Source organism: Lentzea sp. NPDC036955 (genome assembly GCF_055608005.1).
Genome location: NZ_JBVJRC010000016.1, coordinates 1 through 26,131 on the forward strand (window position 1 = coordinate 1; position 26,131 = coordinate 26,131).

General features: G+C 71.5%; 23 protein-coding genes and 1 pseudogene. 17 read left to right on the top strand and 7 right to left on the bottom strand.

From position 1 onward, the window contains the following. Positions 1-246: pseudogene (locus ACZ7CF_RS38925) on the top strand (cytochrome bc1 complex cytochrome b subunit); the annotation flags it as partial. Between the two features lie 66 nt (positions 247-312). Here the strand turns inward: ACZ7CF_RS38925 and ACZ7CF_RS38930 are convergent. Then, positions 313-600, bottom strand: coding sequence for an Lrp/AsnC family transcriptional regulator (locus ACZ7CF_RS38930; protein ID WP_360398600.1), 288 nt, complete (start codon positions 598-600; stop codon positions 313-315). Between the two features lie 122 nt (positions 601-722). After that, complete coding sequence (locus ACZ7CF_RS38935) at positions 723-2,423, bottom strand: DEDD exonuclease domain-containing protein (protein WP_470372191.1); 1,701 nt, start codon at positions 2,421-2,423, stop codon at positions 723-725. A gap of 53 nt (positions 2,424-2,476) precedes the next feature. Here ACZ7CF_RS38935 and ACZ7CF_RS38940 point away from each other — a divergent pair, with 53 nt between their 5' ends. The 5 genes from ACZ7CF_RS38940 (at position 2,477) to ACZ7CF_RS38960 (ending at position 9,691) form a co-directional block, all read left to right on the top strand. After that, the gene (locus ACZ7CF_RS38940) at positions 2,477-5,359 is read left to right on the top strand and encodes an AfsR/SARP family transcriptional regulator (RefSeq protein ID WP_470372192.1); all 2,883 of its coding nucleotides are present in this window, start codon (positions 2,477-2,479) and stop codon (positions 5,357-5,359) included. 14 nt (positions 5,360-5,373) lie between these two features. Beyond that, positions 5,374-6,705, top strand: a complete 1,332-nt coding sequence (locus ACZ7CF_RS38945) for an NYN domain-containing protein (RefSeq protein ID WP_360398614.1) — start codon at positions 5,374-5,376, stop codon at positions 6,703-6,705. Positions 6,706-6,732: 27 nt separating this feature from the next. Then, the gene (locus ACZ7CF_RS38950) at positions 6,733-7,773 is read left to right on the top strand and encodes a C40 family peptidase (RefSeq protein WP_470372193.1); all 1,041 of its coding nucleotides are present in this window, start codon (positions 6,733-6,735) and stop codon (positions 7,771-7,773) included. Between the two features lie 151 nt (positions 7,774-7,924). Beyond that, positions 7,925-8,569: a basic secretory protein-like protein gene (locus tag ACZ7CF_RS38955; RefSeq protein WP_470372267.1), complete on the top strand. Its 645-nt coding sequence runs from the start codon at positions 7,925-7,927 to the stop codon at positions 8,567-8,569. 9 nt (positions 8,570-8,578) lie between these two features. Then, positions 8,579-9,691 (top strand): glycosyltransferase family 4 protein, encoded by a 1,113-nt coding sequence (locus tag ACZ7CF_RS38960; RefSeq protein ID WP_458433762.1) that lies wholly within the window; start codon positions 8,579-8,581, stop codon positions 9,689-9,691. Positions 9,692-9,955: 264 nt separating this feature from the next. On the opposite strand, the gene ACZ7CF_RS38965 is transcribed toward ACZ7CF_RS38960, so the two are convergent. Beyond that, positions 9,956-12,823, bottom strand: coding sequence for an AfsR/SARP family transcriptional regulator (locus ACZ7CF_RS38965; protein WP_458433761.1), 2,868 nt, complete (start codon positions 12,821-12,823; stop codon positions 9,956-9,958). A 246-nt stretch (positions 12,824-13,069) separates the two neighbouring features. Then, on the bottom strand, positions 13,070-14,866 hold the full coding sequence (locus ACZ7CF_RS38970; RefSeq protein WP_360398586.1) for an AMP-dependent synthetase/ligase: 1,797 nt from the start codon (positions 14,864-14,866) through the stop codon (positions 13,070-13,072). Positions 14,867-14,964: 98 nt separating this feature from the next. Here ACZ7CF_RS38970 and ACZ7CF_RS38975 point away from each other — a divergent pair, with 98 nt between their 5' ends. Genes ACZ7CF_RS38975 through ACZ7CF_RS39000 form a run of 6 tightly spaced genes read left to right on the top strand, consistent with a single transcriptional unit; the run spans position 14,965 to position 19,216 of the window. Beyond that, a complete protein-coding gene (locus ACZ7CF_RS38975; protein WP_470372194.1) occupies positions 14,965-15,345 on the top strand; it encodes a polyketide cyclase / dehydrase and lipid transport in 381 nt (126 codons plus the stop codon). A 58-nt stretch (positions 15,346-15,403) separates the two neighbouring features. Continuing rightward, entirely contained in the window at positions 15,404-16,192 is a 789-nt protein-coding gene (locus ACZ7CF_RS38980; protein ID WP_360398582.1) for a metallophosphoesterase family protein, read from the top strand. Positions 16,193-16,215: 23 nt separating this feature from the next. Further along, positions 16,216-16,656 (top strand): SRPBCC family protein, encoded by a 441-nt coding sequence (locus ACZ7CF_RS38985; protein ID WP_360398580.1) that lies wholly within the window; start codon positions 16,216-16,218, stop codon positions 16,654-16,656. Next, positions 16,653-17,861, top strand: a complete 1,209-nt coding sequence (locus tag ACZ7CF_RS38990) for an ArsA family ATPase (protein WP_458433759.1) — start codon at positions 16,653-16,655, stop codon at positions 17,859-17,861. Before ACZ7CF_RS38985 ends, ACZ7CF_RS38990 begins: the two co-directional genes overlap by 4 nt. Before the next feature lie 27 nt (positions 17,862-17,888). Then, on the top strand, positions 17,889-18,245 hold the full coding sequence (locus tag ACZ7CF_RS38995; RefSeq protein ID WP_470372195.1) for a hypothetical protein: 357 nt from the start codon (positions 17,889-17,891) through the stop codon (positions 18,243-18,245). After that, on the top strand, positions 18,245-19,216 hold the full coding sequence (locus ACZ7CF_RS39000; RefSeq protein WP_470372196.1) for an ROK family glucokinase: 972 nt from the start codon (positions 18,245-18,247) through the stop codon (positions 19,214-19,216). The genes ACZ7CF_RS38995 and ACZ7CF_RS39000 overlap by 1 nt, the downstream gene beginning before the upstream one ends. Position 19,217: 1 nt before the next feature. On the opposite strand, the gene ACZ7CF_RS39005 is transcribed toward ACZ7CF_RS39000, so the two are convergent. After that, positions 19,218-19,553, bottom strand: a complete 336-nt coding sequence (locus ACZ7CF_RS39005; protein WP_360398572.1) for a DUF3140 domain-containing protein — start codon at positions 19,551-19,553, stop codon at positions 19,218-19,220. 86 nt (positions 19,554-19,639) lie between these two features. On the opposite strand from ACZ7CF_RS39005, the gene ACZ7CF_RS39010 reads away from it, so the two are divergent. After that, positions 19,640-19,870, top strand: a complete 231-nt coding sequence (locus ACZ7CF_RS39010) for a hypervirulence associated TUDOR domain-containing protein (protein WP_360398570.1) — start codon at positions 19,640-19,642, stop codon at positions 19,868-19,870. A gap of 535 nt (positions 19,871-20,405) precedes the next feature. Here the strand turns inward: ACZ7CF_RS39010 and ACZ7CF_RS39015 are convergent. Next, a complete protein-coding gene (locus tag ACZ7CF_RS39015) occupies positions 20,406-20,885 on the bottom strand; it encodes a hypothetical protein (protein WP_360398568.1) in 480 nt (159 codons plus the stop codon). Between the two features lie 178 nt (positions 20,886-21,063). Here ACZ7CF_RS39015 and ACZ7CF_RS39020 point away from each other — a divergent pair, with 178 nt between their 5' ends. From ACZ7CF_RS39020 to ACZ7CF_RS39030, 3 genes are all read left to right on the top strand, one after another. Continuing rightward, the gene (locus ACZ7CF_RS39020; protein ID WP_360398566.1) at positions 21,064-21,798 is read left to right on the top strand and encodes a lysophospholipid acyltransferase family protein; all 735 of its coding nucleotides are present in this window, start codon (positions 21,064-21,066) and stop codon (positions 21,796-21,798) included. A gap of 21 nt (positions 21,799-21,819) precedes the next feature. After that, entirely contained in the window at positions 21,820-22,332 is a 513-nt protein-coding gene (locus ACZ7CF_RS39025; protein WP_360398564.1) for a polyadenylate-specific 3'-exoribonuclease AS, read from the top strand. Between the two features lie 75 nt (positions 22,333-22,407). Next, a complete protein-coding gene (locus ACZ7CF_RS39030) occupies positions 22,408-23,436 on the top strand; it encodes a 6-phosphofructokinase (protein ID WP_360398612.1) in 1,029 nt (342 codons plus the stop codon). 94 nt (positions 23,437-23,530) lie between these two features. Here the strand turns inward: ACZ7CF_RS39030 and ACZ7CF_RS39035 are convergent, their stop codons facing one another. After that, complete coding sequence (locus ACZ7CF_RS39035) at positions 23,531-24,538, bottom strand: DUF2891 domain-containing protein (RefSeq protein WP_470372197.1); 1,008 nt, start codon at positions 24,536-24,538, stop codon at positions 23,531-23,533. Between the two features lie 184 nt (positions 24,539-24,722). Here ACZ7CF_RS39035 and ACZ7CF_RS39040 point away from each other — a divergent pair, with 184 nt between their 5' ends. After that, complete coding sequence (locus tag ACZ7CF_RS39040; protein WP_360398560.1) at positions 24,723-26,111, top strand: class II 3-deoxy-7-phosphoheptulonate synthase; 1,389 nt, start codon at positions 24,723-24,725, stop codon at positions 26,109-26,111. The last annotated feature ends 20 nt before the right edge of the window (positions 26,112-26,131 follow it).

Consider the following 26,131-nt stretch of genomic DNA (forward strand, 5'->3'; position numbering starts at 1 on the left):
CTGGGCCCGGTGGACGACCACGGCCACCCGATCCCCCTGGCCTATCAGGGTGCGTCGGTGCCGAAGAAGATGAACAAGCTCGGTTCGGCCGGGCATCCGGTCGCGGGCAGCACGTGGTCGCCGGACCCGGTCGAGGAGACCGTGGCACTGGAGAACGCACGCCGCAGGGCGCACGTCTCCGAAGGCCTCAGCGCCGAGGACACCGCGGGTGAGCTGGCCGGCAAGCCCTCCGACCCCAAGGCCTGAGCCTGCTGAAGCAGTGAAAAGCCCCCGTGGACGATCTCCACGGGGGCTTTTCGCATGCGTCTTCGGCTACTGCGCGTCGTCCAGGCCGATCGCGAACGCCGCCTCGTCGTCCCGCTTCGAGTAGCTGCGGAACGCGATGTGCGTGTCGGTGTTCAGCACGCCCTCGACCTTGCTGATCTTGCCCGGCACCAGCGCGGCGAGGTCCTCGTGCTTGCTGACCTTGACCAGCGCGATCAGGTCCACGTCACCGGCGCAGGAGTACACCTCCGTGACTCCGTCGATGTCGGCGATCTCCTGCGCCGCCTCGGGAATGCGCTCGGCGGCGGCCTGGATCAGCACGATGGCGGTGACCACGGCGTCCTCCTCGGGTCTCACTACGGGTACCAAAGCACCCGTAGTCTGCCCTACCCGCTGATCGCGAGCGCCACGAACTCCGCACGCTCCCGCGACACCGACCTCCCGCGCACCGGACCGCCTCAGTGCCAGCGGTCCACCAGCGGGCGTGCGCTCGACGCCTGCTCAGCCCACGGCACCCACGCCGCCGCCGCACCGGCCGGTGAGGCCCACGGTTCGTCCGCGTACACCAGGCGGGTACCGGGCTGGTCGAGCCAGCGCAGCACCACCCCGGTCTCCTCCGGCGGCGCACCGCGCAACGGGCCCGCGGTCGGGATGACCGTCTCCGCCGAGGCCACCAGCGCGTCGACCACCGGCATCGGGCGGGTGCCGCGGCGGGCGACACCGGCCGAGGCCAGCCGGCCGTAGCGGACGACTGAGAACTCCCAGCCACCGTCGCGGTCCGGGCGGGCGGCCACGAGCTGCGGCAGGGCGGCCAGCGCGGCGAGGCGCTGGGCGCGGTCCAGCGAGCGGACGAGGCCCGCGAGGCGGTCGCGGCGGGTGGCGGCCTCCTCGAAGCGCTCGGCAGTGGCCAGGGAGCCGAGCTGCTCCGCGAGACCGCGCAACGGGTCCGCGTTGCGGCCCACGACCAGGTCGCGCACCGCCACGACGGCGGGGGAGTACTCCTCCACGGTCTGCCGGCCTGCGCAGGGGGCCTGGCAGCGGCCGAGCTCGGCCAGGGCGCACGGCGAGGCGCGCTGGTTCGTGGCCGGGATCTTGAGCGTGCACGACCGCAGCGGCACGGCGTCGAGCAGCGCGTCCGCCACCGACTCGGCCGCACGGCGGGTGCGGAACGGGCCCAGCGCACCGTCGCGCGGGGTGCGGACCAGCGACAACCGGGGGAACGGCTCGTCGGTCAGCACCAGCCACCACGCGTGGTGCGGGTTCTTCGACCTCTTGTTGTACGCGGGGCGGTGCGCGCGCAGCAGCCGCAGCTCGCGCACCTCGGCCTCCAGCGAATGAGCGCACTCGACGGCGTCGACCCGCACCGCGAGCGCGACCATCTCGCGCAGCCGGCGTCTGCCCTCGCTCGCGGTGAAGTACTGCCGCACCCGCCGCCGCAGGTCCGACGCCGTGCCGACGTACAGCACCTCCTCCTTGGGCCCGCGGAAGAGGTACACGCCGGGCACCGACGGCAGGTGTGCGGCCAGGGAGCGCTTGCGGCGCTGCTCCGGCGTCACCTCCGGCAGGTACGCCAGCAGCTCCTCCAGCGAGTGCACCCCCACGTTGCCCACGCGCTCCAGCAACGCGTGCAGCACCTCGACCGTGGTGCGCGCATCGGCCAGTGCCCGGTGCGTCGGCCGGGTCCGCGTGTGGAACAGGTCCGCCAGCGCCGACAGGCGGCACGATGGCGCCTCGTCGCGGCTCAGCACCCGTCGCGCCAGTCGCACCGTGCACACCACCGGCGGCTTCGGCCACCGGTAGCCCTGCCGCTCGCACGCCGCCTTGACGAACCCGACGTCGAACCCGGAGTTGTGCGCGACCAGCACCGCTCCGGCCGCGAACTCCAGGAACGCGGGCAGCACCGTCTGCATCCGGGGCGCACCGGTCACCATCAGCTGCGTGATCCCCGTCAGCTGCGCGACCTGCGGCGGGATGCCGCGCTCGGGGTCGACGAGCGTGGCGAACTCGCCGATCACCTCGCCGCCGCGCACCTTCACCGCGCCGATCTCGGTGACGGCGTCCTGCTCGGCGCTCCCTCCCGTCGTCTCCAGGTCGAAGACGACGAACGTCGTGTCGCGCAGCGGCGTCCCGAGCTCGTCGAAGGACAGTTGACCGGTCACCCCGGTGACGTTAGCGACGGGGTCTGACAATTTTTGGAGCTAGCCTCACCGGTGTGCGGATCACGCTCCTGGGACCTTCCGGCCTGCCCCTCAGCGTCCGGCAGCGGTCGCTGCTCGCGGCGCTCGCCCTGCAGCCCGGCCACGTGGTGCGGTCGGAACGCCTGATCGAGTCGATGTGGGGTGCCGACGAGAAGCCCATGCACGTCAACGCGCTGCACCAGCACGTCTTCCGGTTGCGGCAGGCGCTGGACGGCATAGTGGTCTCCACGCGCGCAGACGGCTATGTGCTCGAAGCAGGACCTGACGACGTCGATCTGCACCACTTCCGCCACCTCGTCGCGAACGCGCGCGCTCTGGACGACGAAGCGGCAGCGGCCCGTTTGTTCGAAGCAGCGCTGGCGTTGTGGCAGCAGGAACCCCTCGCGGACCTGCCCGCGGCCCCGCCGTGGAGCGATGTCCGCGCCGCACTGGAGGAGGAGCGCCTGGAGGTCGTCGAGGACCACCTGGAACGCCGGCTGCGCCTCGGCGAGGACGTCTCCGCCGAGCTGGCCGACCTGGTCGACCGCTACCCGCACCGCCAACGCCCGCGTGAGCTGCGGGGCGTCACACCGGAGCCGACCCAGCGCGTTGTGCCGCACCAGCTCCCCGCGGACCTGCCGAACTTCACCGGCCGTGCGTCCGCGTTGGCCGAGCTCGGCGCCATCGGGCGAACGGTCGTCATCACCGCGATCGACGGCACAGCAGGCGTCGGCAAGACGGCGTTGGCGCTGCACCACGCGCACACGGTCGCCGACCAGTTCCCCGACGGCCAGCTCTACGCGAACCTGCGCGGCTTCGACCGGGACACCCCGCCGTTGCCGCCCGGCGACGTGCTGGCGCGGTTCCTGCGCGCACTGGGCATCGCCGGGCCGCGCATCCCGCAGCAGCTGGAGCAGCAGACCGACCTCTACCGCATGTTGTTGCGCGACCGGCGGATGCTGGTCGTGCTGGACAACGCCGCGACCGCCGCCCAGGTCGCACCGCTGCTGCCCGGCGCGGAGGGCTGCCGCGTCGTGATCACCAGCCGCAACCGGCTCTCCGGTCTCGACGCGTGGCCGGTGCTGCTGGACGTCATGGCGCCGGAGGAGGCCGTCGCGCTGCTGCGCGGCATGCTCGGCGACGCACCCGAGCTGCCCGAGCTGGCCCGGTTGTGCGGCCACCTCCCGCTCGCGCTGAGGATCGCCGCGGCGAACGCCACCGGATCGGTCGCGGACCTGGTCGACGAGCTGCGCGAAGAAGAAGGCAGGCTCGCGGCGTTGCGAGTCGACGACGACGAACGTCTCGCCGTGCGCGCAGCACTCGACCTCTCGTTCCGTTCGCTGCCCGCAGCAGCACAAGAGCTGTTCAGGCGGTTGGGCGCCATCGCAGGACACGACTTCACGGCCGAGGTGGCCGCACTGCTCGGCACCGGCCTCGACCAGCTGGTCACGGCGAACCTCGTGGAACGCCAAGGTGATCGCTATCACCTCCACGACCTCGTGCGCCTGTACGCACGTGATCTGCTGACGGAGGAGGAGACGAACGCACTGCGCGCACGGCTGGCGTTGTGGCACATCGGTACAGCGGCCAACGCCTCGCGCATGTGTTACGTCGCCGACGACGTGCTGTTCGAGGCAACGGACGGCCGCACGTTCGAGACGTCGGCGGAGGCCTTGGCCTGGTTGGTCGCCGAGAAGACCAACCTCGTCGCGATCGCCGCCACCGGTCCGTTCGCCTGGCGGCTCGCCGACGCGACGCACAGCTTCTTCGCCGCACGCCGTGATCACGCGAGCTGGGCCGTGGTGCGCGAGGCCGGGCTTGCGTCCGCACGGCAAGAGGGGGAGATGCGCGGCGAGGCGGCGGCACTCGCGAGCGAGGCGATCGCACGCATGTACTCCGGTCGTTCCAGCGAAGCGCTGGGGTTGGTCCAGCAGGCGCTCGACCTGGCCGAACGCGACGACTGGCCCGCCGGCACGCTCCGGTTCCTCACGGTCCTCGGCCACGTCTCCCGCGAGGTCGGCGACACCGACCGCGCCGCCGAGAGCTACCTCAGGGTCGCCGAGCTCAGCCACGAGCTGGGGCAGCTGCGGCGGGAGGCGCACGCGTTGTCCCAGCTCGGGTCCACGTGCTGGATGCGCGGCCGATTGCGGGACGCCGAGGCACACCACCGCCGGTCCTTCGCGCTCTACCAGCAGATCGGCGTGAAGAACGGGCGCCCGATCGCCGAGCTGGGCTGTGCGCTGCGCGACCTGGGGCGGCTGGACGAGGCGGTGGTGACGTTCGAGCAGGCGCTGGTGGACATCAGGGCGCTGGGCCAGCGCGGCCTGGAGTCGTACCTGCTCGACGACGTCTCCGCCGTGCACCGCGAGGCCGGGCGGCTCGACCTGGCGGTGGAGGCCGGCCGGGAGGCGTTGCAGATCGCCCTGGAGGTGAACGACCCCGGCGGCGAGGTCGACGCACGGCACAGCATCGGCGCCGCGCTGCTGCGGCTCGGTGATCCGGCCGCGGAGGAGGAGTACCGGCGTGCGGTGTCCGTTGCCCAGCGCATCGGCTACAAACACGGCGAGGCGCAGGCGCTCGCGGGTCTCGGAAGGGCAACGGGCCGCGCCGAACACCTGCACCAGGCGCTGGCCATGGCACGGGAGCACGGCTACGGCCTGATCGAGGGCACGGCGCTGACCGCGTTGGCGACGCTGCACCTGGCCGATGATCCCGACCGGGCGCTGAAGTTCGCCCAGGAGGCCGTTGACCTGCATCGACGTAACGGCTGCCGACTCGGTGAAGCCCGTTCACTGCAGGTGCTCGGACACGGTCGCGAAGGCGCGTGGGAGCAGGCCCTGGCGATCTTCGAGGAGATCGGCGTGCCGGAGGCCGGAGATGTCCGTGCGCTGCTCAAGCGCGGGGGCTCTAGCCTGTAACGGTGCCAGACCCGATGCCCGAGCCCGAGTACGACCCGCCCGCCGACGAGGTGGGCGAGTCCACTGTGGACTGGGGTGCGCTGCCGGAGCCGCTGCGGATGCGGCTCGCGGAGCTCGGCGCCGACGCCCTCGGGGAGATGGCGAAGGTCGACGTGCCGCAGCACCTGCGGCCCGTGGCCAAGTTCGCGCCGACCAAACGCGCCCGGCTCGGCGGCGCACAGGTCGTGGCCGGGCTGCGCGACTCGGCGAACTTCCGCACCGCCGTCGTGGAGTGGCTGCGCAAGAACCGGCCATCGACGCTGGAGGTGACCTCGCCGGACCCGGTGGCCGCCGCCGCGGCCGCCGTGCTGACCGGGGACGAGGTCGCACCGCACTACGTGGAGCTGGTGTCGCGGCGGGTCGGCGACGCGACGCTGCGGGCCGAGCGGGACGCGGCGGTCGTGCGCTCGGAACGGCTGGAGGGCGAGCTCGAACGGCTGCGCGCCGAACGCAGCCAGCTCGACGGCGCCGCCGAACGCGTGCGCGCGGACGCCGAGGTCGAGCTGGAACGGCTGCGCAAGCGGTTGCGCGAACAGGGCGTGAAGCTGCGCGAGGCCAAGGACGCGGCCGAGGCGGCGGCGGCCGAGGTCGAACGCGTGCGGGAACGCACGGCCGAGGAGCTCAAGCGGCTGACCGCGGAACGCGACCGGGAACGGGAACGTGCGGAGACCGAGCGGGGCAAGGCGCAACGGGCGATCGCGGACGCCGAGGTCGCCCGGCAGTCGGCGCGGGAGGCCCGGCAGGCCGACGAGGTGCGGCTCGCGCTGCTCGTGGACACCCTCGACGGCGCGGTGACGGGACTGCGGCGGGAGCTGGCGCTGGGCGGCTCCGGACCGCGTCCCGCCGACCTCGTGCGCGGTGCGTCGGCGTCGCAGGGCGCGGTGGGACGGGTGGAGGACCCGGCGGCGCTGGACCGGTTGCTGGCGTTGCCGGCCGTGCACCTCGTCGTGGACGGCTACAACGTCACGAAGACCGGTTACCCGGAGCTGTCGTTGTCCGATCAGCGCGACCGGCTCGTGCACCAGCTCGCGGTGCTCGCCGCGCGCACCGGTGCCGAGGTGACGCTGGTGTTCGACGGCGCCGGAGTGGTCGCCGTGCCCGCGGCGGCGCCTCGCGGCGTGCGGGTGCTCTTCAGCGATCCCGGTGTTCTCGCTGATGACGTCATTCGCGCGTTGGTCACCGCCGAGCCGGAGGGGCGGCCGGTGGTGGTGGTGACGTCGGATCGCGCGGTCGCCGACTCGGTGCGCCGGCGTGGTGCGCACCCGGTGCCGTCCGCGGTGTTGCTGGCCCGGCTCGGTCGCGTTTAGTCACGCGGTAGCCTGCTCGCGTCGATCTTGGAACTGTGTGACGCGAAGGGGATCGGCGACGTGCTGTCGCGCAAGCTCACCCGCGGTGCTCTGGTTGTCGTGCTGCTCTGCTGCGCCGCCCCGGCGGTGTCCTCGGCAGCGCAACCCGCCGACCCCGCCCGCAGGTACGCCCAGCTGACCGAGCAGGCGACCAAGCTGAACGAGGAGGTGCTGCGCGCGCAGGAGGACCTCACGCTGCGCAGGGCCGAGCTCGAACGCGCCACGGCGGACGTCGCGGCGGCGCAGCAGATCGAGGTGCAGGCCAAGGCCGACGAGGAGGGCTTCCGCGGCCAGGTCGACCTGCTGACTGAGGCGTCGTTCGAGGGCGCGCGGTTCAACCAGCTCTCCGCGCTGCTCGTCGCGGACTCGCAGCAGGACTTCCTGCTGCGGCTCGAGATGATGCGAATCCTGGCCGAGGACAAGGCCGACTCGCTCGCGCGGCTGTCCGGCGCGGTGGAGAAGGCGCGGCAGGCCCACCAGGTGGCGGAGAACGCGCGCTCGCGTGCCGCCGCGGCCACCGAGGCGGCGGAACGGCTGAAGGCCGACCTGGAGGCCCGCAAGCGGGCGTTGCAGGGCCAGGTTGACGAAGTGCGCACGGCACTGGCACGGCTGCCCGCGCCGGTCGTGCAGCAGCTGCGGGATCCGGGCGACCGGTCGCGGGTCAGCGTGCCGAGTGGTGCCGCCGGGATCGCGCTGCAGTTCGCGCTGGAGCAGCGCGGGGACGAGTACCGCTACGGCGCCACCGGGCTCGACCAGTGGGACTGCGCCGGGCTCACGATGAAGGCGTACGCCGCCGCGAACGTGGCCCTGCCCCGCACGTCCGGGGGACAGGCCTCGGTCGGACGCGCGGTGTCGCGCTCCGACGTCCGAGCCGGTGACCTGATCATCTACTACGCCAGCCGCTCGCACGTGGCCATGGCGGTCGACAACGCGCGCGCTGTGCACGCCTCCACCGAGGGACAGCCGGTGAAGATCGCGCCGATCGACGCCATCGGGCCCATCGCGGCCATTCGTCGCATCGACGGCTAGCGTTGCGCGCGTGAGGCGCTTCAGGACGGTGTTGGCGGTGCTGGTCGTCGTCACGTTCCTGCTCAGCCTCAACGTGGCGTTGCACCCCAGCGCCGTTGAGTTGCCGTCGACCGCAACACCCGATTGCACAGCAATCTCGCGCTCGGCGGCGATGGGTACGGTGACCAGCAGTTCCTGTGACGGGGAGCTGGCGGCGCGGGTGCAAGGGTTGCTCGACGAAGCGGTAGCAGCCGTATCCAATGTATTGGATATCGGTCGTGGGCTGAGCTGGTCGCGGCGCGTCGACGTCGTCATCCCCGCCTCGGACGCCGAGCTGGTGTCGCTGGTGGGGCCGGCGTTCAAGGACATGGCGGGCATCGCGATCCGCGACGGCGCCGCGCAACGGGTGGTGCTCAACCGGGTGCGGGTGGCGCCGTTGTCGGACCTGGAGCTGGGCGTGCTGCTGCGGCACGAGATCACCCACGTCGCGACCCGCGACCAGACGTCGGACTCGGCGCCGCTGTGGCTGGTGGAGGGGTTCGCGGACTGGGTGGCGTTCCAGGCGACCGGCCTGCCGCTGCGGGAGGCAGCGCCGCTGCTGACGGCCGACGTGTCCGCGTTGCCCACCGACTTCACCGGCCCCGGCCGCGACCTCGCCTACCAGCAGGCGTACTCGGTCGTGGTGTACCTGCAGTCGCGGCTGGGGGAGCGCGGCGTCGTCGAGTTCTTCCTGCGCAACGCGTCGCTGTCCGCTGTGGACGCCCGCGCCGTGGACGTGGCGGGCTGGCGCGACTTCCTGCGGACCACGATCGGATAGCGTTGGTCCGTGCGCCGAACCTTGCTGGTGACCAACGACTTCCCGCCCCGCCCCGGTGGCATCCAGGCCTACCTGCACGCACTGGCGACCCGCCTGCCCGCCGACTCGCTCGTGGTCTACGCGCCGAAGTGGAAGGGCGACGCCGAGTTCGACGCGCGCCAGCCGTTCCCCGTCGTGCGGCACCCGACGTCGCTGATGCTGCCGACCCCCGACGTGCTGCGCCGCGCCCGTGCCATCGCGCGCACCGAGTCGTGCGACGCCGCCTGGTTCGGCGCGGCCGCCCCGCTCGCACTGCTGGCACCGCGCCTCGGCCTGAGCCGGTCGGTCGCGAGCACCCACGGCCACGAGGTCGGCTGGTCGATGCTGCCCGTGGCCAGCCAGGCGTTGCGCGCCATCGGATCCGGTGTGGACGTCGTGACCTACGTCAGCCGCTACACCCGCTCCCGCTTCGCGGCGGCGTTCGGCCCGCTCGCCGCCCTCGAACACCTGCCGTCCGGTGTGGACACGGACCTCTACCGCCCCGACCCGGCCGCACGCGCGGAGCTCCGCCGCCGCTACGGCCTCGGCGACCGCCCGGTCGTCGTCTGCGTGTCCCGCCTCGTGCCGCGCAAGGGTCAGGACGTCCTCATCCGCGCGCTCCCACTGATCCGCCGCTCCGTGCCGGACGCGGCCCTGCTGATCGTCGGCGGCGGCCCCTACCGCGCGAAGCTCGACGCCCTCGTCGCCGAAACCGGCCAGGCGGGCAACGTCGTGCTGACCGGCTCGGTACCGTGGGAGGAGCTGCCGGCCCACTACAACGCCGGTGACGTCTTCGCGATGCCCTGCCGCACCCGCGGCCGCGGCCTCGACGTCGAAGGCCTCGGCATCGTCTACCTCGAAGCGTCCGCGACCGGTCTGCCCGTCGTCGCCGGACGGTCCGGCGGCGCACCCGAGACGGTCCGCGACGGCATCACCGGCAACGTCGTCGACGGCCGCGACGTCGACGACGTCGCCACCAAGGTCGCCGCCCTGCTCGCCGACCCCGCTATGGCCACCGAGATGGGCCGCGCCGGCCGGGACTGGGTGAGCACCCACTGGCAGTGGGACCAGCTCGCCCACCGGCTCCAGCAGCTCATCGGCTGACCGATATCCGATATGCCATATCCAATACCCGATATATCGCCTAGCTACGGGCGGCAATGCTCAGCTGGTCACACATGACAACGTTGTCATTGGCAGCTAACTGTCGTCAGCAGACTGATGTATTGGATATGGGATATGGCGCGATAGCTCGCGCCAAGCTCAGCTCATGCCAAGCTCCAGCTCACCAAGCTCCAGCTCGCTGAGCTGAAGCTCGCTGGGTCCGGCGCGTTTCAGCTGAGCTCAGCTCGCTGGCGCCGGCGCGTCTCAGCTGAGCGCGCGAGCTCGCGTCTCCAGGGCGTGCAGACCTAGCTCGGTGCTGCGCCGGATCGCCTCAGCGGCAGCCGAGCGAGCTTCCACGTCCGACCCGAGGTCGCGCCGCACCGCCGCCAGCACGATCAACGCCCGCACCTCGCCGGAGGCGTACCCGATGCGCCGGGCCGTCGCGAGCGCCTGGTCCAGGTACTCCACGGCCCCGTCGAGCTGGGCCAGCGCCCGGTGGACCTCGCCGAGCGTGATCCGCACCGACGCCGCCACCTGCTGGTCACCGCCGTCAGCGACCAGCGCCAGCGCGCGTGAGGCGAGGGAGAGGGCGAGGTCGGCGTTGCCCTCGGCGAGCTCCAGGGCGGCGAGGTTCTCCAGGGTCTCGGCCTCGCCGGCGGGGACGTTGCCGATCTCCAGGGCACGGGTCAGGTGAGCGCGGGCCTCGTCGTGACGGCCCTGCAGGCGCAGCGCCATGCCGAGGTAGGTGTGGCCGTCGGCGTTGGGCGCCAGCGCCAGGGCCTGGGTGAAGTGCTCCACGGCCTCGTCGACCTCACCCAGCTCGACGGCCAGCTGACCGAGGTTGTACAGGCCCGTGCTGACGCTGTCCTCCGAGCGCAGCATCTCCAGGCAGCGCAGCAGGGCGTCCTTCGCGGCACCGAGCTGACCGGAGCGGCGGTAGACGAGGCTGAGGTTGTTCAGCACGCCCGCCTCGGCGTCCTTGTCGCCCAGCGCGCGGTACAGCTCCACGGCCCGGCTGTGGTGGTCGACGGACCGCGCGTACTCGCCGAGCCGCAGGTAGAGGGTGCCGAGGTTCGCGTGCATCGCCGCCTCCGCCGGGCGGTGCGCGGACGCCTGGGCGGCCTGCAGGCCGTGGTGGGCGGTCGCGAGCCATTCGCCGACGTGCTGGCCAATCCACAGGTAGCCGCGCAGCGCGTCGGCCAGCTGGAACGCCACGGGGGCCGGGCCGTGCAGGGCGGCGTGCCGGATGGCGGCGGTCAGGTTCGGGCGTTCGGCGTCGAGCCACGCCAGCGCGTCGGCCTGCGTCGAGATCCGCGGCACCGGGCCCGACGCCGTCGACGGCAGCCGCAGGATGCCGGGGTAGAGCAGCTCGGCGCAGCGTTCTGCGCCGCGCACGTAGTGGTCGAGCAACGCCGTCAGCGCCGCCTGCTGCTCGGCCGGCGTGTCCAGCTCCGCCCGCAGCGACGCCGCGTAGTGCATCAGCTCGTCGTGGAACCGGTAGCGACCCGGAGCGGGCGACACCACCAGGTTCGCGATCACCAGCACCGTCAGCAGGCCCTCGGCGTCCACGTCGGCCAGCGCGGACGCGGCCTCCGCGGTGAAGTCCGGTCCCGGCACCAGCGACAGCAACCGGAACAACCGCTGCGGCGCCGGTGGCAGCGCGGCGTAGGCGAGCTCGATCGGCGAACCCGAGATCGTCACGTCGTCGCGCCCGGCCAGGTACGCCGCCGCCACCCGCAGCGCCAGCGGCAGGTGCCCGCACCGCGCGGCCAGCTCCGCGTGCTCACCCGGTCCCAGCAGCTTCTCCAGCAACGCCACCGACTCGCCCGGCGTGAACACGTCCACCGGCACGGTCCGCGCGCCGTTCATGGCGATCAGCCCGCGCAGGTCGTCGCGCGAGGTCACGATCACCGGGCACGACGCCGTCCCCGGCAGCAGCGCCCGCACCTGGTCGGGCGCGGAGGCGTTGTCGAGCACCAGCAGCACCCGCCGGCCCGACAGCAACGACCGCAGCATCGTGCTCTGCTCGTCCGCGTCCGGTGGGATCTCGTCCGGCGGCACGCCCAGCGCCCGCAGGAACCGCGACAGCACGTCCACCCCGTCCGCGGGCGGGCCCAGCGCGTATCCGCGCAGGTCGACGTACAGCTGCCCGTCGGGGAACCGGTCCCGCAGCACGTGCGCCACCCGCACGGCCAGCGTCGTCTTGCCCACCCCCGGTGGCCCCGCCAGCGTCACGATCGGCACCGCGTTGCCCAGTGCCCCGGTGACCAGCGCCGTGATCCGCTCGACGTGCCGTTCCCGCCCGGTGAAGTCCGGGGTGTCCGCCGGCAGCTGCAGCGGTGACGGCGGCGCGCGGTCGGGTGCCCGTTCCGGCACCGGTGCCGCGAGCTCGGGTGAGCGGACCAGGATCGCCTGGTGCAACGCCCGCAGCTCGGCCGACGGGTCGATCCCGAGCTGCTCGTCCAGGGTCCGGTCGAGCTGCCGGAACGCCTCCAGCGCCTCCGCCTGCCGGCTGCTGCGGTACAGCGCGAGCATCAGCTGCCCCCAGAACCGCTCGCGCAGCGGGTGGTCCCGCGTCAGCGCGAACAGCTCCGGCACCAGGTCCGCGTGATTGCCCAGCGCGAGCTCCACGTCGACCCGCTGCTCGTGCACGGTCATCAGCAGCTCGGTCAACCGCGGCGCGTGCTCGGCGTACAACGTCTCCGAAGGCACGTCCGACAGCACCGGCCCGCGCCACAGCTCCAACGCTTCAGCAAACGCTTTCCGCGCCTTGACCAGGTCGTTCGCCGCCGCCGCACGTCCGCGTGCCGCCGCGTCGGCGAACCGGTGGACGTCCACGGCCAACGGGTCGACGCGCATCCGGTAGCCGTCGGCGGCGGTCTGGATCAGCGACGGGTCGCCCAGTGCGGCACGCAACCGCATCACGTACGTCTGCAACGTGCCCCGCGTCCGCGCGGGCGGCGCGTCACCCCACACGTGCTCGACCAGTTCCGTCACGGGCACCACGCGGTTGGGCCGCAGCAGCAGAGCCGCGAGCAACGCCCGGTGCTTGCCGGCGCGGAGCAGGACGGCGGAGTCGCCCAGGCGCACCTCCATCGGGCCGAGCAGCCGGAACTGCGGACCCGAGGTCATTGCCTTCCCCCTACGCGCGCCGGATGATCCCGTCTCACTCACAGCCTATTAGCGCGCTGTCGCCGAGTGACATCGGCGCGTCAGCGATACGTCAGCGCCGTCCGGCAGTCTTCTACTCGTCCCGGTCGGGGGGCCGGGGCAACAACACTTCTCGGGTTCCGCGGAAGTTCGCGGATCACGATCGCTGGGGGTCGAAAGGCCCAGGAGCTCTCTTCCAGCTCCTGGGCCTTTCGCGCTGTTCAGGACCTACTTCGCGTAGATCGCGTCGATGTCGGAGGCGTACGTGTTCGCCACGACCGACCGCTTCAGCTTCAGCGACGGCGTCATCTCGCCACCGGCCTCGGTGAAGTCCACCGGCAGCACGCGGAACTTGCGGATCGCCTCCGCCTTGGACACCGACCTGTTCGCCTCGTCCACCACGGCCTGGATCTCGGCCAGCAGGTCGGGGTCCTCGACCAGGTCGGGCACCTCGGCCGAGGCCGGCTTGCCGTGCGACTCCTTCCACGCCGGGAAGAACTCCGGGTCGATCGTGATCAGCGCGCCGATGAACGGCTGCTTGTCGCCGACGACCATGCACTGCGAGATCAGCGGGTGCGCCCGGATGCGGTCCTCGAGCTGTGCGGGGGAGACGTTCTTGCCACCGGCGGTGACGATGATCTCCTTCTTGCGCCCGGTGATCCTCAGGAAGCCCTCGCCGTCGAGCTCGCCGATGTCACCGGTGTGGAACCAGCCGTCCTCCAGCGCCTCCTCGGTGGCGGCCTCGTTGTTCCAGTAGCCGGTGAAGACGATGTCGCCCTTGATGAGGATCTCGCCGTCCTCGGCGATGCGCACCGACGTGCCGGGCACCGGCAGGCCGACCGTGCCGACCTTCTCCTGGCCCTTGAACGTCACGCACGCCGCCGCCGACGTCTCGGTCAGGCCGTAGCCCTCGTAGACCGGGATGCCCGCGCCGCGGAAGAAGTGCGACAACCGGTCGCCCAGCGGCGCACCACCGGACACTGCGGCGACCGCGCGGCCACCGAGCGCGGCGCGCAGCTTCGAGAACACCAGCTTGTCGAACACGGCGTGCTTGACCCGCAGGCCGAAGCCGGGGCCGCCGTCGTCGAGCGCCTGGCTGTAGGCGACCGAGGTGGCCTCGGCGGCGTCGAAGATCTTGCCCTTGCCGCCGGCGTGCGCCTTCTGCTTGGCGCCGTTGTAGACCTTCTCGAACACGCGCGGCACGGCGACGACGAACGTCGGGCGGAACTGGCCGAGGTCGCCGACGAGGTTCTGCACGTCCGCGGTGTGGCCCAGCGTGGCACGCGAGTACACGCACGCGAGGTACAGGGCACGCGCCAGGATGTGCGCGAGCGGCAGGAACAGCAGCAGCGAGTTGCCGGCCGCGAGGATCTCCGGGAACCGCGACAGCGCCGACCGCACCTCGGACAGCAGGTTGCGGTGCGTCAGCGTGCAGCCCTTGGGGCGGCCGGTGGTGCCGGAGGTGTAGACGAGCGTCGCCGTCTCGTCCGCCTTCACCTGGCCGCGGCGCTCGTGCACCTGCTCGTCGGTGATCTCGGCACCCAGCGCCGTCAGCTCGTCGACGGCGGGCGCGGAGCCCTCGATCTGCCACACGTGCCGCAGCTCGGGCAGCGTGCCGACGACCTCGTCGACCAGCGCGCGGTGCTGCGCGGCCTCGACGAACACCGCCTTCGCGCCCGAGTCGGACAGGATCCACTGGATCTGGCCTGCCGACGAGGTCTCGTAGATCGGCACGACCACGCCGCCCGCCGCCCAGATGGCGAAGTCGAGCAGCGACCACTCGTAGCGGGTCTTCGAGACCAGGCCGACGCGGTCGCCGTGCTCCAGGCCGGCGGCGATCATGCCCTTGGCGACCGCCATCACCTGCGCGGCGAAGTCCCGCGCGGTGATGTCGACCCAGGTGCCGTCGACCTGCCTGCGGAAGCTGACGGCGTTGCCGAACCGTTCCGCGTTGGCCCACACCATGTCGGTGAGGTTCTCCTCAGGAGCCACTGCGGCGGTGGCGGGGACGCTGAACTCGCGCACGTCAACCTCCGTACGATGATTTGTTACTGGTGGGGAAACTTAGCGTGTGATTCCGGCGATACAAAGGTTGGTACGCCCTTCCGTTACCTTTTGACCCCATGGCCAGTGTGGACGTCGTCGACGAGACATTCCTGGCGGTCCCGCCCAGCGTGGTCGCCGCAGCCTTCTCCGTGCCGTCGTCGTGGCGGGCGTTCTGGCCGGACCTGGACCTCGACGTCTACGCAGACCGGGGCCAGGAGGGCCTGCGCTGGACGGTGGGCGGCGCGCTCGTGGGCACCATGGAGGTCTGGCTCGAGCCGATGCTCGACGGCACCCTGCTGCACTACTTCCTCCGCGCTGATCCGCCCGCCGGGTCGCTCACTCCGCGCAGCGCGCGCCGTGAGGTGCAACGCCGCCAGCTCGCCGCCAAGTCCGTGGCACTCGGCCTCAAGCTGACCCTGGAGGACGGCCGTCCGGCCGGCTGCCCTCCGGCCGGGTGATCGACAGTGGCACGTGTCTCGTGAAACCCCGGTGCGCCCGTTGAACTAGGTTGGGACCGTGCGGGTTCACGTGGTTTCGGATGTGCACGGCAACGCGGAGGCGCTGGCGCGTGCCGGTGACGGGGCGGACGCGCTCGTCGTGCTGGGCGACCTCATCGACTTCGTGGACTACTACGACCACTCCAAGGGCATCATGGGCCGCGTGTTCGGCCCGGAGAAGGTCGGGGTCTTCGCGGAGCTGCGCCGCGGCACCCGGCGCGCCGACACCGCGGGCTACGTCCGGTCCCTGTGGGACGGTCTGGACGACGCCCGCGCGGTCGTGGAGGAAGCGGTGCTGGAGCAGTACCACGCGTTGTTCGGGGCGATGTCCGCGCCGACGTACGCGACACCGGGCAATGTGGACAGTCCGCACCTGTGGCCGCGGTTCGCCCGCGACGGCGTGCACGTCGTCGACGGCGCCGCGGTGGAGATCGGCGGGCTGCGGTTCGGGTTCGCGGGCGGCGGGCTGCTCATGCCGGGACACGTGCGCAACCCCGACGCGCCGTGGTTCCCGTACCTGCGCACCGAGCAGGACATGGCGGCCGCGCTGGACCGGATGGGGGAGGTCGACGTGCTGTGCACGCACATCCCGCCGCAGGTCCCCGACCTGACCTACGACGTCGTCGCGCGCCGCCCGGAGTGGGGCTCGCGGCCGGCGCTGGACAAGATCGTGCGGGAACGCCCGCGCTGGTCGGTGTTCGGGCACGTGCACCAGCCGCTGGCCCGCCGGGTGCGCGTCGGCTACACCGAGTGCATCAACGTCGGGCACTTCCAGCGCAGCGGCAAGCCTCACGTCCTCAACTGGTAAAGACGCGAGTAGCCTCCTGTTCCATGGCCGACGAGTCCACTCAGTCCATCGTCATCGACGCGCCGCCTGAGAAGATCATGGCGATCATCGCGGACTTCCCGTCGTACCCGGACTGGGCGAACGGGATGAAGGAGGTCGAGGTCCTCGACACCCGCGACGACGGCCGCGCCGAGCAGGTGCGGTTCGCGATCGACCAGGGTCCCGTGAAGGACGAGTACACGCTGAGGTACGACTGGGCGCCCGACGGCCTCTCGGTGCGCTGGGACCTCGTCAAGGGCACCATGCAGAAGTCGCAGCACGGCAGCTACGTGCTGGAGCCGTCGGGGACCGGCACCAAGGTCACCTACACGCTGTCGGTGCAGCTGGTGATCCCGATGATCGGGCTGTTCCGCCGCAAGGCCGAGAAGCTGATCCTCGACACCGCGCTCAAGGAGCTCAAGAAGCGCGCGGAGAAGGCGGCTTGAGCCGGGTCCTGCTCTTCACCGGCAAGGGCGGGGTCGGCAAGACCACCCTGGCCGCCGCGACGGCGGCGACGCTCGCGGCGCACGGCCGCAAGGCGCTCGTGGTGTCGACCGATCCCGCGCACTCCCTGGGCGACGCGCTCGACGTGCGCCTGGGTGCCGCCCCGTCCGAAGTGGACGGTGCAGGCGGCCTGTTCGCCTGCCAGATCGACCCCCGCGGACTCGTCGACGACGCCTGGGGTGATCTGCGCGGGCACCTGCGCACCGTGCTGGCCGGCGCCGGGGTCGACGAGCTCGACGCCGAGGAGCTGACCGTCCTGCCGGGCGTGGAGGAGCTCCTCGCGCTGGCGGAGGTGCGCAGGCTCGCCGCGGCCGGGCCGTGGGAGGTCGTGGTCGTCGACTGCGGTCCGACGGCGGAGACGCTGCGGCTGCTGTCGCTGCCCGAGGCGTTCGCCGGCTACCTGGAGAGGCTCTTCCCGACGCACCGGCGCGTGGTGCGCGGCCTGCTGGCCGGTGTCGCGGGTACCGGCACCGTCGAGAAGTGGGACGCGACGGCGGACGCGCTGAGCCGGCTGGCGGAGCGGCTGGACGCGCTGCGGTCGATGCTCGCGGACCCGTCCTCGTGCTCGGTGCGGCTGGTGCTCACGCCCGAACGCGTGGTCGCCGCGGAGACCCGGCGGACGCTGACCGCGTTGGCGCTGCAGGGGATCCGGGTCGACAGCGTGATCGCGAACCGGCTGGTGCCGTCACCGGGACCGGCGCGCGGCGCGGCCGCCACGTGGCTGCGGACCCGGCGGCACGAGCAGGACGCGGTGCTCGCCGAGCTGACCGGCATCGGCGAGATCCGCACGGTCGACCACCGCGCGTCCGAACCCGTGGGCGTGACGGCGTTGCTGGAGGTCGCGGCGCAGCTGTACGGCGACGAGGACCCGTTGCCCGGTGCCGCGGTGTCGGAGTCGCTGCTGGAGGTGTCGGGCAGCGGACGCGGGCTCGACGCCCGATACTCGCTGCGGATCGCGTTGCCGCTGGCCGATGACACGGAACTGGACCTTGCGCGCGTGGGCGACGACCTGGCGTTGACCGTCGATGGCCGGCGTCGGCTCGTGGCGCTGCCCTCGTTGCTGAGGCGCTGCATCGTGACCGGTGCGGAGATGGACTCGGCCGGCGTGACGGTGGGGTTCCGGCCGGACCCGGCGCTGTGGCGTTGACCTCGTGGCGCTGATCAGGAGTTTTTCATGACCGAGAACAACGGCAAGCTCGCCGAGGAGCTGCGGCTGCTCATCGACACCGCCGCCGAGCGAATGCAGCCGTGGCTGCAGCGCGTGGCCGAAGCGGGCGATGGCGCGCACGCGCCGGAGACGTGCGGCTGGTGCCCGGTGTGCAACGGCGTCGCACTGCTGCGCGGCGACCGTTCCGAGCTCGCCGCGAAGGCCGCGGAGCACGCCGCCGGGCTGGTGGCGGTGCTGCGGGCCGCTCTGCGCGAACCGGGCACGCCCGCACCGGCCGAACCGGCCGAACCGGCCGAACCGGCCGAACCCGCTGACGCCGGCCAGCGCGTTCAGCACATCAAGGTCGTCAGGAAGACCGACTAGTGCTCACCGTCGGAGTCGATATCGGGGGCACCAGTGTGCGCGCTGGTGTCGTGGACGCGCGTGGGTCCGTGCTCGACACCTCGCGCGCACCGACACCCGCTGGTGAACGCGCTCTCGAAGACGCGCTCGTCGCCGCCGTGGAAGAGGTCGCGGCCCGGCACGCGGTGGACGCCGTCGGCCTCGCCGTCGCCGGGTTCATCGCCTCGGACCGCCGCACGGTGCGGTTCGCGCCGCACCTGGCGTGGCGGCAGACGAACGTCGCCGACCGCATGAGCGACCGCCTCGGCCTGCCCGTCGTGCTGGAACACGACGCGAACGCCGCCGCGCTGGCCGAACACCGCTTCGGTGCCGCTCGCGGCGCCAAGACCGCTGTTCTGGTGGCCATCGGGACCGGTATCGGCGCGGCCCTGCTGCTGGACGGCGAGGTGTTCCGCGGTGCGTACGGCGTTGCACCCGAGCTGGGTCATCTGCGCGTGGTGCCCGACGGCCGTCCGTGCCCGTGCGGCAAGAACGGCTGCTGGGAGCGCTACTGCAGCGGGACGGCGTTGAGTGCGACCGCCGTGGAGCTGCTGGCCAAGCACCCCGGCATCTCGACCGTGCTCGGCCGTGAGGCCGCAGGCGACTCACGCGCCGTGACGGGTCGTCGGGTCGCCGGTGCCGCACGCGACGGTGACCCGCTGGCGCAACGCGCGATGGCCGACCTGGCGCGCTGGCTCGGCGAGGGCCTGGCGCTGGTCGCCGACGTCTACGACCCCGAGGTGATCGTCATCGGGGGAGGGGTGTCGGAGTCGGCGCCGCTGTTCCTCGACGACGCCCGCGAGCGCTACGCCGCCGTCGTGACCGGCGCCGGTCACCGCCCGCTGGCCAGGATCCGCACCGCGCAGCTCGGCGACGACGCCGGCATCGTCGGTGCGGCGACCCTGGCCCGCGAGACGGTGTCGTCGATGGCCCGCAACCACCACCGCCCCTGAGTCAGCTCTTCAGGGGGTCGTGGCCCCAGTTCATGAGCGAGTAGCGCCACCGGCTGCTCTCGATCTCGCTGGTGGGCTGGTCGGGCCGCTGGGCGAGGTGGCGGTGCACGTAGCCGACCACCTTGCGCATGTGCCCGTAGTCGTCATCGGTCAGGTCGGCCTTCTTCGCCTGCAGCAGCGCGACGATGCGGCGACCGGACGCGTGCCCGGTCGACTCGCCGCCGCTCTTGTCACCGACCTCCTTCGACTCGGCGGTGCCGAGCCACTTCTCCAGCTGGCTCGCGGTCATGTTCACGGCCTCGCCGAACTCCTTGCGCGTCTGCTCCTCGTCACCCACGTGCGTGTCCTCTCCTCCGTGTCGATCCCTGGCGGCCGGGTACCCGTGGTTACGCCGAACGACGCAACGCGACGAAGGGTCGGACGATGAGCGAGCACCCGTACAAGCCCGGCGACGAGGTCGAGTGGTCGAGTCACGGCAGCCGCACCCACGGCGAGGTGGAGGAGGAGATCACCACCGAGAAGCAGGCCGCCGGCCGCAAGGTGAAGGCGTCCGAGGACGAGCCGCAGTACCGCGTCCGCAGCGCCAAGAGCGGCCGCGACGCCGTCCACAAGCCGAGCGCCCTCCACCCGCACTGCTCGTCGTCCTACGACTGACCGTCACTCGCCTCACCTTTGCAACGATTCTTTTGCGGACGTCGTCAAAAGACTCGTTGCAAAGCAGCAGGTCAGCTTGGGCTCGGCGGCGTCTGGTTACTGGTTGCGGCGGTAGCTAAGAGCTGTGGGGCTAGCTGAGGCCAGCTGATATATCGCGAGAGGAGTGTCGCGGCGAGCGTGTCGGGGTCTGTTCGCCCGCCGCGAACACTCGGTCCGAAATGCCCGGTTCTGCCTGTCGAGGGCCGCGGGACTGTCGGTCTTCGCGAGGAGAATGAAAGCAAGGGGTCCCCCTTCGCGGGGGACCCCTGCGTCAGCTCGGAGAAGCGGTGGTCTGGGCGTCAGCGGCCGAGCACGCGCAGGATGCGCGGCCGGCGGCGCTTGGCGCGGTCGGCGTCCTTCTTGCCCAGGGTCGCCAGGGCGCGGGCCATCATCAGGTGCTGCATCTGGTCCATGCCGGCACCATAAGCACCGCCGAAACGTTATCTGAAGGTGTGAGTGGCCGTTATCACGCCGTTACCGACCCGGCCGTGAGGTGTCACACCTGGGCGCCGTCGTCCCAGCCCGAGTCCGGCGGCGGGGTGTTGCGCATGCGCAGGATCAGCAGGCCGATGCCCGCGCACAGGGCCACGAGCGACAGCGGCGTGCCCAGGCTCGCGTGCAGCCCGAAGAGCCCGGGGGCCACCAGCAGCACGATGCCCAGCACCAGGATCAGCAGCGCCACGATCGTCGAGGCGCGCAGCACCGGGAACGGCGGCGGCTCCGGCGGCACGTAGTGCTCGTCGGCTTCGGACCGGTCGCGGTCGTCGTCCTCCGGTTCGGAGAGCACGTCCTCGGCCGGGTCGTCCCGGTCCTCGGTCCGCGTCCTCACGTCCTCCGTGCCCGCCTCGTCGAGGTCGAGCCAGTCCTTGCCGACCCCGTCCCGCTCGAGACCCGCGACGATCTCGGCAAAGAGCTCGTCGACGTTCTCGGGGCCGTCGGTCGAGTCGCGCCGGGCGTTCATCCAGAGCCTCTCCATGTGCCGCAACCCTCTGACCCCTCATCGTTGCACGGAGCGGATGTGTTGCGGGTTACGGCAGTCGGCTCAGTCACGCCCGTGACGCACAACCGCGGGACTCGTTGTGTGAGCAGCGGTCGGCTCCGTAGGCTGGTTGCCGGGATCAAGGTTCGCGGGGTCTAGGGAGGCGCTTCCCAAAGTGCTGTACTGGTTGATGAAGCACGTCCTCCTGGGACCGGTTCTGCGGCTGTTCTTCCAGCCGAAGATCATCGAGGGCGCCGAGAACATCCCCAAGGAGGGTGGCGCCATCCTGGCGAGCAACCACCTCGCCGTCTCCGACTCGTTCTTCCTGCCGCTGATGCTGTCGCGGCGGGTCACCTTCCCCGCGAAGATCGAGTACTTCACCGGCACGGGGATCAAGGGCAAGCTGCAGAAGTGGTTCTTCTCCGGCGTCGGCCAGGTGCCGATCGACCGGTCCAGCGCCTCCGCCGCGCAGGGCGCCCTCGACACCGGTGTGCGGATCGTGCGCGAGGGCAAGCTGCTCGGCATCTACCCCGAGGGCACCCGTTCGCCCGACGCCCGCCTCTACAAGGGCAAGGTCGGGGTCGCGTGGATCGCGCTGGAGTCCGGTGCGCCGGTCATCCCCGTGGCGATGTTCGGCACGGACAAGGCCAACCCCATCGGCTCGAGGATGTGGAAGCCGCACCCGATCCGCATCAAGATCGGCAAGCCGCTCGACTTCTCGCGCTACGAGGGCCTGTCCGGCGACCGGTTCGTGCTGCGGTCGATCACCGACGAGATCATGTACGCGCTCATGGAGCTCTCCGGCCAGGAGTACGTCGACGTCTACGCGGCCAAGGCCAAGGAGCTGCCCGGCAACGCGTCCGAGCAGGGCGGGAAGGCCGACCGGGTGCCCGAGAAGAAGGCGAGCTGAGCGGCACCCTAGGGTGTCGCGGTGCGGTTCTTCTACGACTGTGAGTTCATCGAGGACGGGGTGACGATCGACCTGGTGTCGATCGGTGTGGTCGACGAGGAAGGCCGCGAGTTCTACGCCGTGTCCACCGAGTTCGACCCCGAGCGCGCGGGTCCGTGGGTGCGGCAGAACGTCCTCAACCAGCTGCCCTCACCCGCGGACAAGGCGTGGCGCAGCCGCGCCCGCATCCGCGAGGACCTGCTCGACTTCCTCGGCGCCCGCAACGCCGCGCGCGACGACGTCGAGCTGTGGGCGTGGTTCGCCGCCTACGACCACGTGGCGCTGGCGCAGCTGTGGGGCGCCATGCCGGCGTTGCCGCGCGCCCTGCCCCGGTTCACCCGCGACTTGCGGCAACGCTGGGACGACGTCGGCCGCCCCAAGCTGCCCGCCCCTCCCGCCGACGCCCACGACGCCCTGGCCGACGCGCGGCACAACCTCGCGCGCTGGAAGGTGATCGAGGAACACCGGCAGAAAACCGGTTTTCCGGTCCGGTAAGTGAGACCCGCATTGCTGCACCGATACAGCTCGTGAAAGTCTGCGTGACACAGAACACGAGAGATGGGGAAGCAGATGCGCATCGGTGTGCTCACTGGCGGTGGTGACTGCCCCGGTCTGAACGCCGTGATCCGGGCCGTGGTCCGCAAGGGCATCAAGGCACACGGCTGGGAGATCGTCGGGTTCCGCAACGGGTGGCAGGGCCCGATCGAGAACCTCACCAAGTCGATCGACCTCGCGGACGTCGAGGAGATCCTGACCCGCGGTGGCACGATCCTGGGCTCGTCGCGCACGAACCCCTACAAGGTCGAGGGCGGTGTCGACCGCATCCGCGAGACCATCGCGGCGAACAACGTCGACGCCATCATCGCGATCGGCGGCGAGGACACCCTCGGTGTCGCCAAGCGCCTGACCGACGACGGCATCGGCGTCGTCGGCGTGCCGAAGACGATCGACAACGACCTCGGCGCCACGGACTACACGTTCGGCTTCGACACGGCCGTCCACATCGCGACCGAGGCCATCGACCGCCTGCGCACCACGGCCGAGTCGCACCACCGTGCGCTCGTCGTCGAGGTCATGGGCCGGCACGCGGGCTGGATCGCGCTGCACTCCGGTCTCGCCGGTGGCGCGAACGTCATCCTCGTCCCGGAGCGCCCGTTCAGCGTCGACAAGGTCGTCGAGCACGTCGAGCGCCGCTTCGAGAGCGAGTTCGCGCCGATCATCGTCGTCGCCGAGGGTGCGATCCCCGAGGGCGGCGCCGAGGTGCTGCACTCCGGTGAGCGCGACGCGTTCGGCCACGTCCGCCTCGGCGGTGTCGGCCAGTGGCTCGCGGAGGAGATCGCGGACCGCACCGGCAAGGAGTCCCGCGCGGCCGTCCTCGGCCACATCCAGCGCGGTGGTACGCCGACCGCCTACGACCGCGTGCTCGCGACGCGCTTCGGCCTGCACGCCGTCGACGCCGTCGCCGCCGGTGACTTCGGCACCATGGTCGCGCTGCGCGGCACCGAGATCGTGCGCGTGAAACTCTCCGAGGCCACGGCCGAGCTCAAGACCGTCCCGGCCGAGCGCTACGAAGAGGCCGAGGTCTTCTTCGGCGCCTGACCCGGTAGCTCACGGGCAACCGATATATCAGTTGTGCAAAAGACGTTTGCGGACGACCGCAAACGTCTTTTGCATGAGCGGCGATTTGTGCTGGTCAGAAGGCTTTGACGTCGAGGTAGGCGGCGAAGGTGCCGAGCCAGTGGTCGGCCATGTAGCCGTGGCCGCCGAACACGTAGGTCCACCCGGCTTCGCGGTGTGCGGCGGAAGCCGTGCGCGCCAGGTCCACGTACCGGTGCCCGGCCGGCACCGCGTCGGCGATGGCCTCCCAGTTCCAGGCGCGCGACAACGCGAGCCCGGCCAGGTGCGAGCCGTACGGGTCGCTGGGGTCGTCGACCGGGAACGGCTCACGCAGCGACCGCCACCGTTCCGCGTCCAGCTCCGGCAGGTAGGCGTCGAGCCAGGCGGCGAACTCGCCGGTGCCCAGCGCGCGCCGCATCAGGTCGGCCGTCGTCAGCGCGGGGGACAGGAAGTCGGCGGCGTCCGGTTCGAACCCGCCGTACGCCTTCTCGTCGCCGTGCCAGCGCAACGCCGCCTCGGCGCACGCGGTGACCAGCTCGGTGTCGCCGTTCGCCTGGGCCGCGTCGAACACCAGCCCGGTCGCGAACGCCGTGTTGCTGTGCGTCCCCGTCCGGATCGGCAACCGGGCCGCCGAGACCCACTCCAGCCACCGGTCGCGCAGCACGTCCGCGATCGGCGCCACCGACCACGGCAGCCCGGACGACCGCAGCTCCGCGTCGAGCAGCAGCAACCACGCCCACCCGTAGGGCCGCTCCCAGTACCGGCCCGCCGGCGAGGCGAAGAACGCGGCCTCCACGGCGCAGTTGTCCTGCGTGATCAGCTTGTCCAGCACGTCCCGCGCCAGGTCCGCGCCCTCCAGCTCCGGCCGCAACCGCAGCAGCCGCACCGCGAGCCACGTCTGGTGCACGCAGGAGTGCCAGTCGAACGACCCGGCGAACACCGGGTGCAGCACCCGTTGCGGCACCAGCCGGTCGTCGTTGTCGATCACGTGGGTCCAGTGCACGGGGTGGTCGCGCTGGACGTTGTCGATCGCGATGGCCAGCAGCCGGGCCGCGGTGCGGTCATCCAATCGGGTGGCATTCATGTGGCAATCATGCAATGTGACGTCTCAACAGGGCAGAGGCCAGCTGCCGCTGCCGATCGTTGACAACTGACAGACGACCGGGCAAAGCCGCTCGTCAACCGGTCGTGGCCGCGGTCGTGATCTTCGGCGGGCGGCTGACAGGGCCGACCCGGTCTCTCAGTGTGGAACAACTAAGCTGAGCAGCGTGAACTGGACCGTGGACGTGCCCATCGACACGCTTCCCGAGCTTCCGCCGCTGCCTCCCGAGATGCGCAAGCGCCTGGACGACGCCCTGTCGCGCCCGGCCGCCCAGCAGCCGGAGTGGCCCGACGCCGAACAGGTGCGTCGTGTGCGGACGGTGCTCGAGAGCGTGCCGCCGATCACCGTGCCCGCCGAGATCGACCGGCTGCACACGCAACTGGCGCAGGTCGCGAACGGTCAGGCGTTTCTGCTGCAGGGTGGTGACTGCGCGGAGACGTTCGCGGACAACACCGAGCCGCACATCCGCGCGAACATCCGGACCCTGCTGCAGATGGCCGTGGTCCTGACCTACGGCGCGAGCCTGCCGGTGGTGAAGGTCGGCCGCATCGCCGGCCAGTACGCCAAGCCGCGTTCGTCGAACATCGACGCCCTCGGCCTGCCGTCCTACCGCGGCGACATCATCAACTCCCTGGTGGCCACGCCCGAGGCCCGTGTCCCGGACCCCGGCCGCATGATCCGCGCGTACGCCAACGCCGGTGCCGCGATGAACCTGCTGCGGGCGCTGACCGGCGCGGGTCTGGCCGACCTGCACCGCGTGCACGACTGGAACCGCGACTTCGTGCGCACCTCGCCCGCCGGTGAGCGCTACGAGGCGCTGGCCGGTGAGATCGACCGCGGCCTGCGGTTCATGTCGGCCTGCGGGGTCACCGACCAGTCGCTGCACGGCACCGAGATCTTCGCCTCGCACGAGGCGCTGCTGCTCGACTACGAGCGCGCCCTGCTGCGCCTGGACACCACCGGTGAGCAGCCCAGGCTGTACGACCTGTCGTCGCACTTCGTGTGGATCGGCGAGCGCACCCGCCAGCTCGACGGCGCGCACATCGCGTTCGCGGAGCTGCTGGCCAACCCGATCGGCCTGAAGATCGGCCCGTCGACGTCGCCGGAGATGGCCGTGGAGTACGTCGAGCGCCTCGACCCGCGGGGCGAACCGGGCCGCCTGACGCTCATCTCGCGCATGGGCAACCAGAAGGTCCGCGACGTGCTCCCGGCGATCGTGGAGAAGGTCGAGGCCAGCGGCCACAAGGTCATCTGGCAGTGCGACCCGATGCACGGCAACACCCACGAGTCGAGCACCGGCTACAAGACCCGCCACTTCGACCGCATCGTGGACGAGGTGCAGGGCTTCTTCGAGGTGCACCGGCGCCTGGGCACCCACCCCGGCGGCATCCACATCGAGCTGACCGGCGAGGACGTCACCGAGTGCCTGGGCGGCGCCCAGGAGATCTCCGACGCCGACCTGGCCGGCCGCTACGAGACGGCCTGCGACCCGCGCCTGAACACCCAGCAGTCACTGGAGCTGGCGTTCCTCGTCGCGGAGATGCTGCGCTCGTAGGTTTCCTGAAGACCGGCTGA

Excerpts from the sequence above, each read along its gene's own strand:
- ACZ7CF_RS39030 (WP_360398612.1), top strand. The coding sequence starts at position 22,408 with ATGCGCATCGGTGTGCTCACTGGCGGTGGTGACTGCCCCGGTCTGAAC.
- ACZ7CF_RS38965 (WP_458433761.1), bottom strand. The coding sequence starts at position 12,823 with ATGACCTCGGGTCCGCAGTTCCGGCTGCTCGGCCCGATGGAGGTGCGC.
- ACZ7CF_RS38995 (WP_470372195.1), top strand. The coding sequence starts at position 17,889 with ATGACCGAGAACAACGGCAAGCTCGCCGAGGAGCTGCGGCTGCTCATC.
- ACZ7CF_RS39035 (WP_470372197.1), bottom strand. The coding sequence starts at position 24,538 with ATGAATGCCACCCGATTGGATGACCGCACCGCGGCCCGGCTGCTGGCC.
- ACZ7CF_RS38955 (WP_470372267.1), top strand. The coding sequence starts at position 7,925 with ATGGGTACGGTGACCAGCAGTTCCTGTGACGGGGAGCTGGCGGCGCGG.
- ACZ7CF_RS39010 (WP_360398570.1), top strand. The coding sequence starts at position 19,640 with ATGAGCGAGCACCCGTACAAGCCCGGCGACGAGGTCGAGTGGTCGAGT.
- ACZ7CF_RS38975 (WP_470372194.1), top strand. The coding sequence starts at position 14,965 with ATGGCCAGTGTGGACGTCGTCGACGAGACATTCCTGGCGGTCCCGCCC.
- ACZ7CF_RS39015 (WP_360398568.1), bottom strand. The coding sequence starts at position 20,885 with ATGGAGAGGCTCTGGATGAACGCCCGGCGCGACTCGACCGACGGCCCC.
- ACZ7CF_RS38985 (WP_360398580.1), top strand. The coding sequence starts at position 16,216 with ATGGCCGACGAGTCCACTCAGTCCATCGTCATCGACGCGCCGCCTGAG.
- ACZ7CF_RS38945 (WP_360398614.1), top strand. The coding sequence starts at position 5,374 with ATGCCCGAGCCCGAGTACGACCCGCCCGCCGACGAGGTGGGCGAGTCC.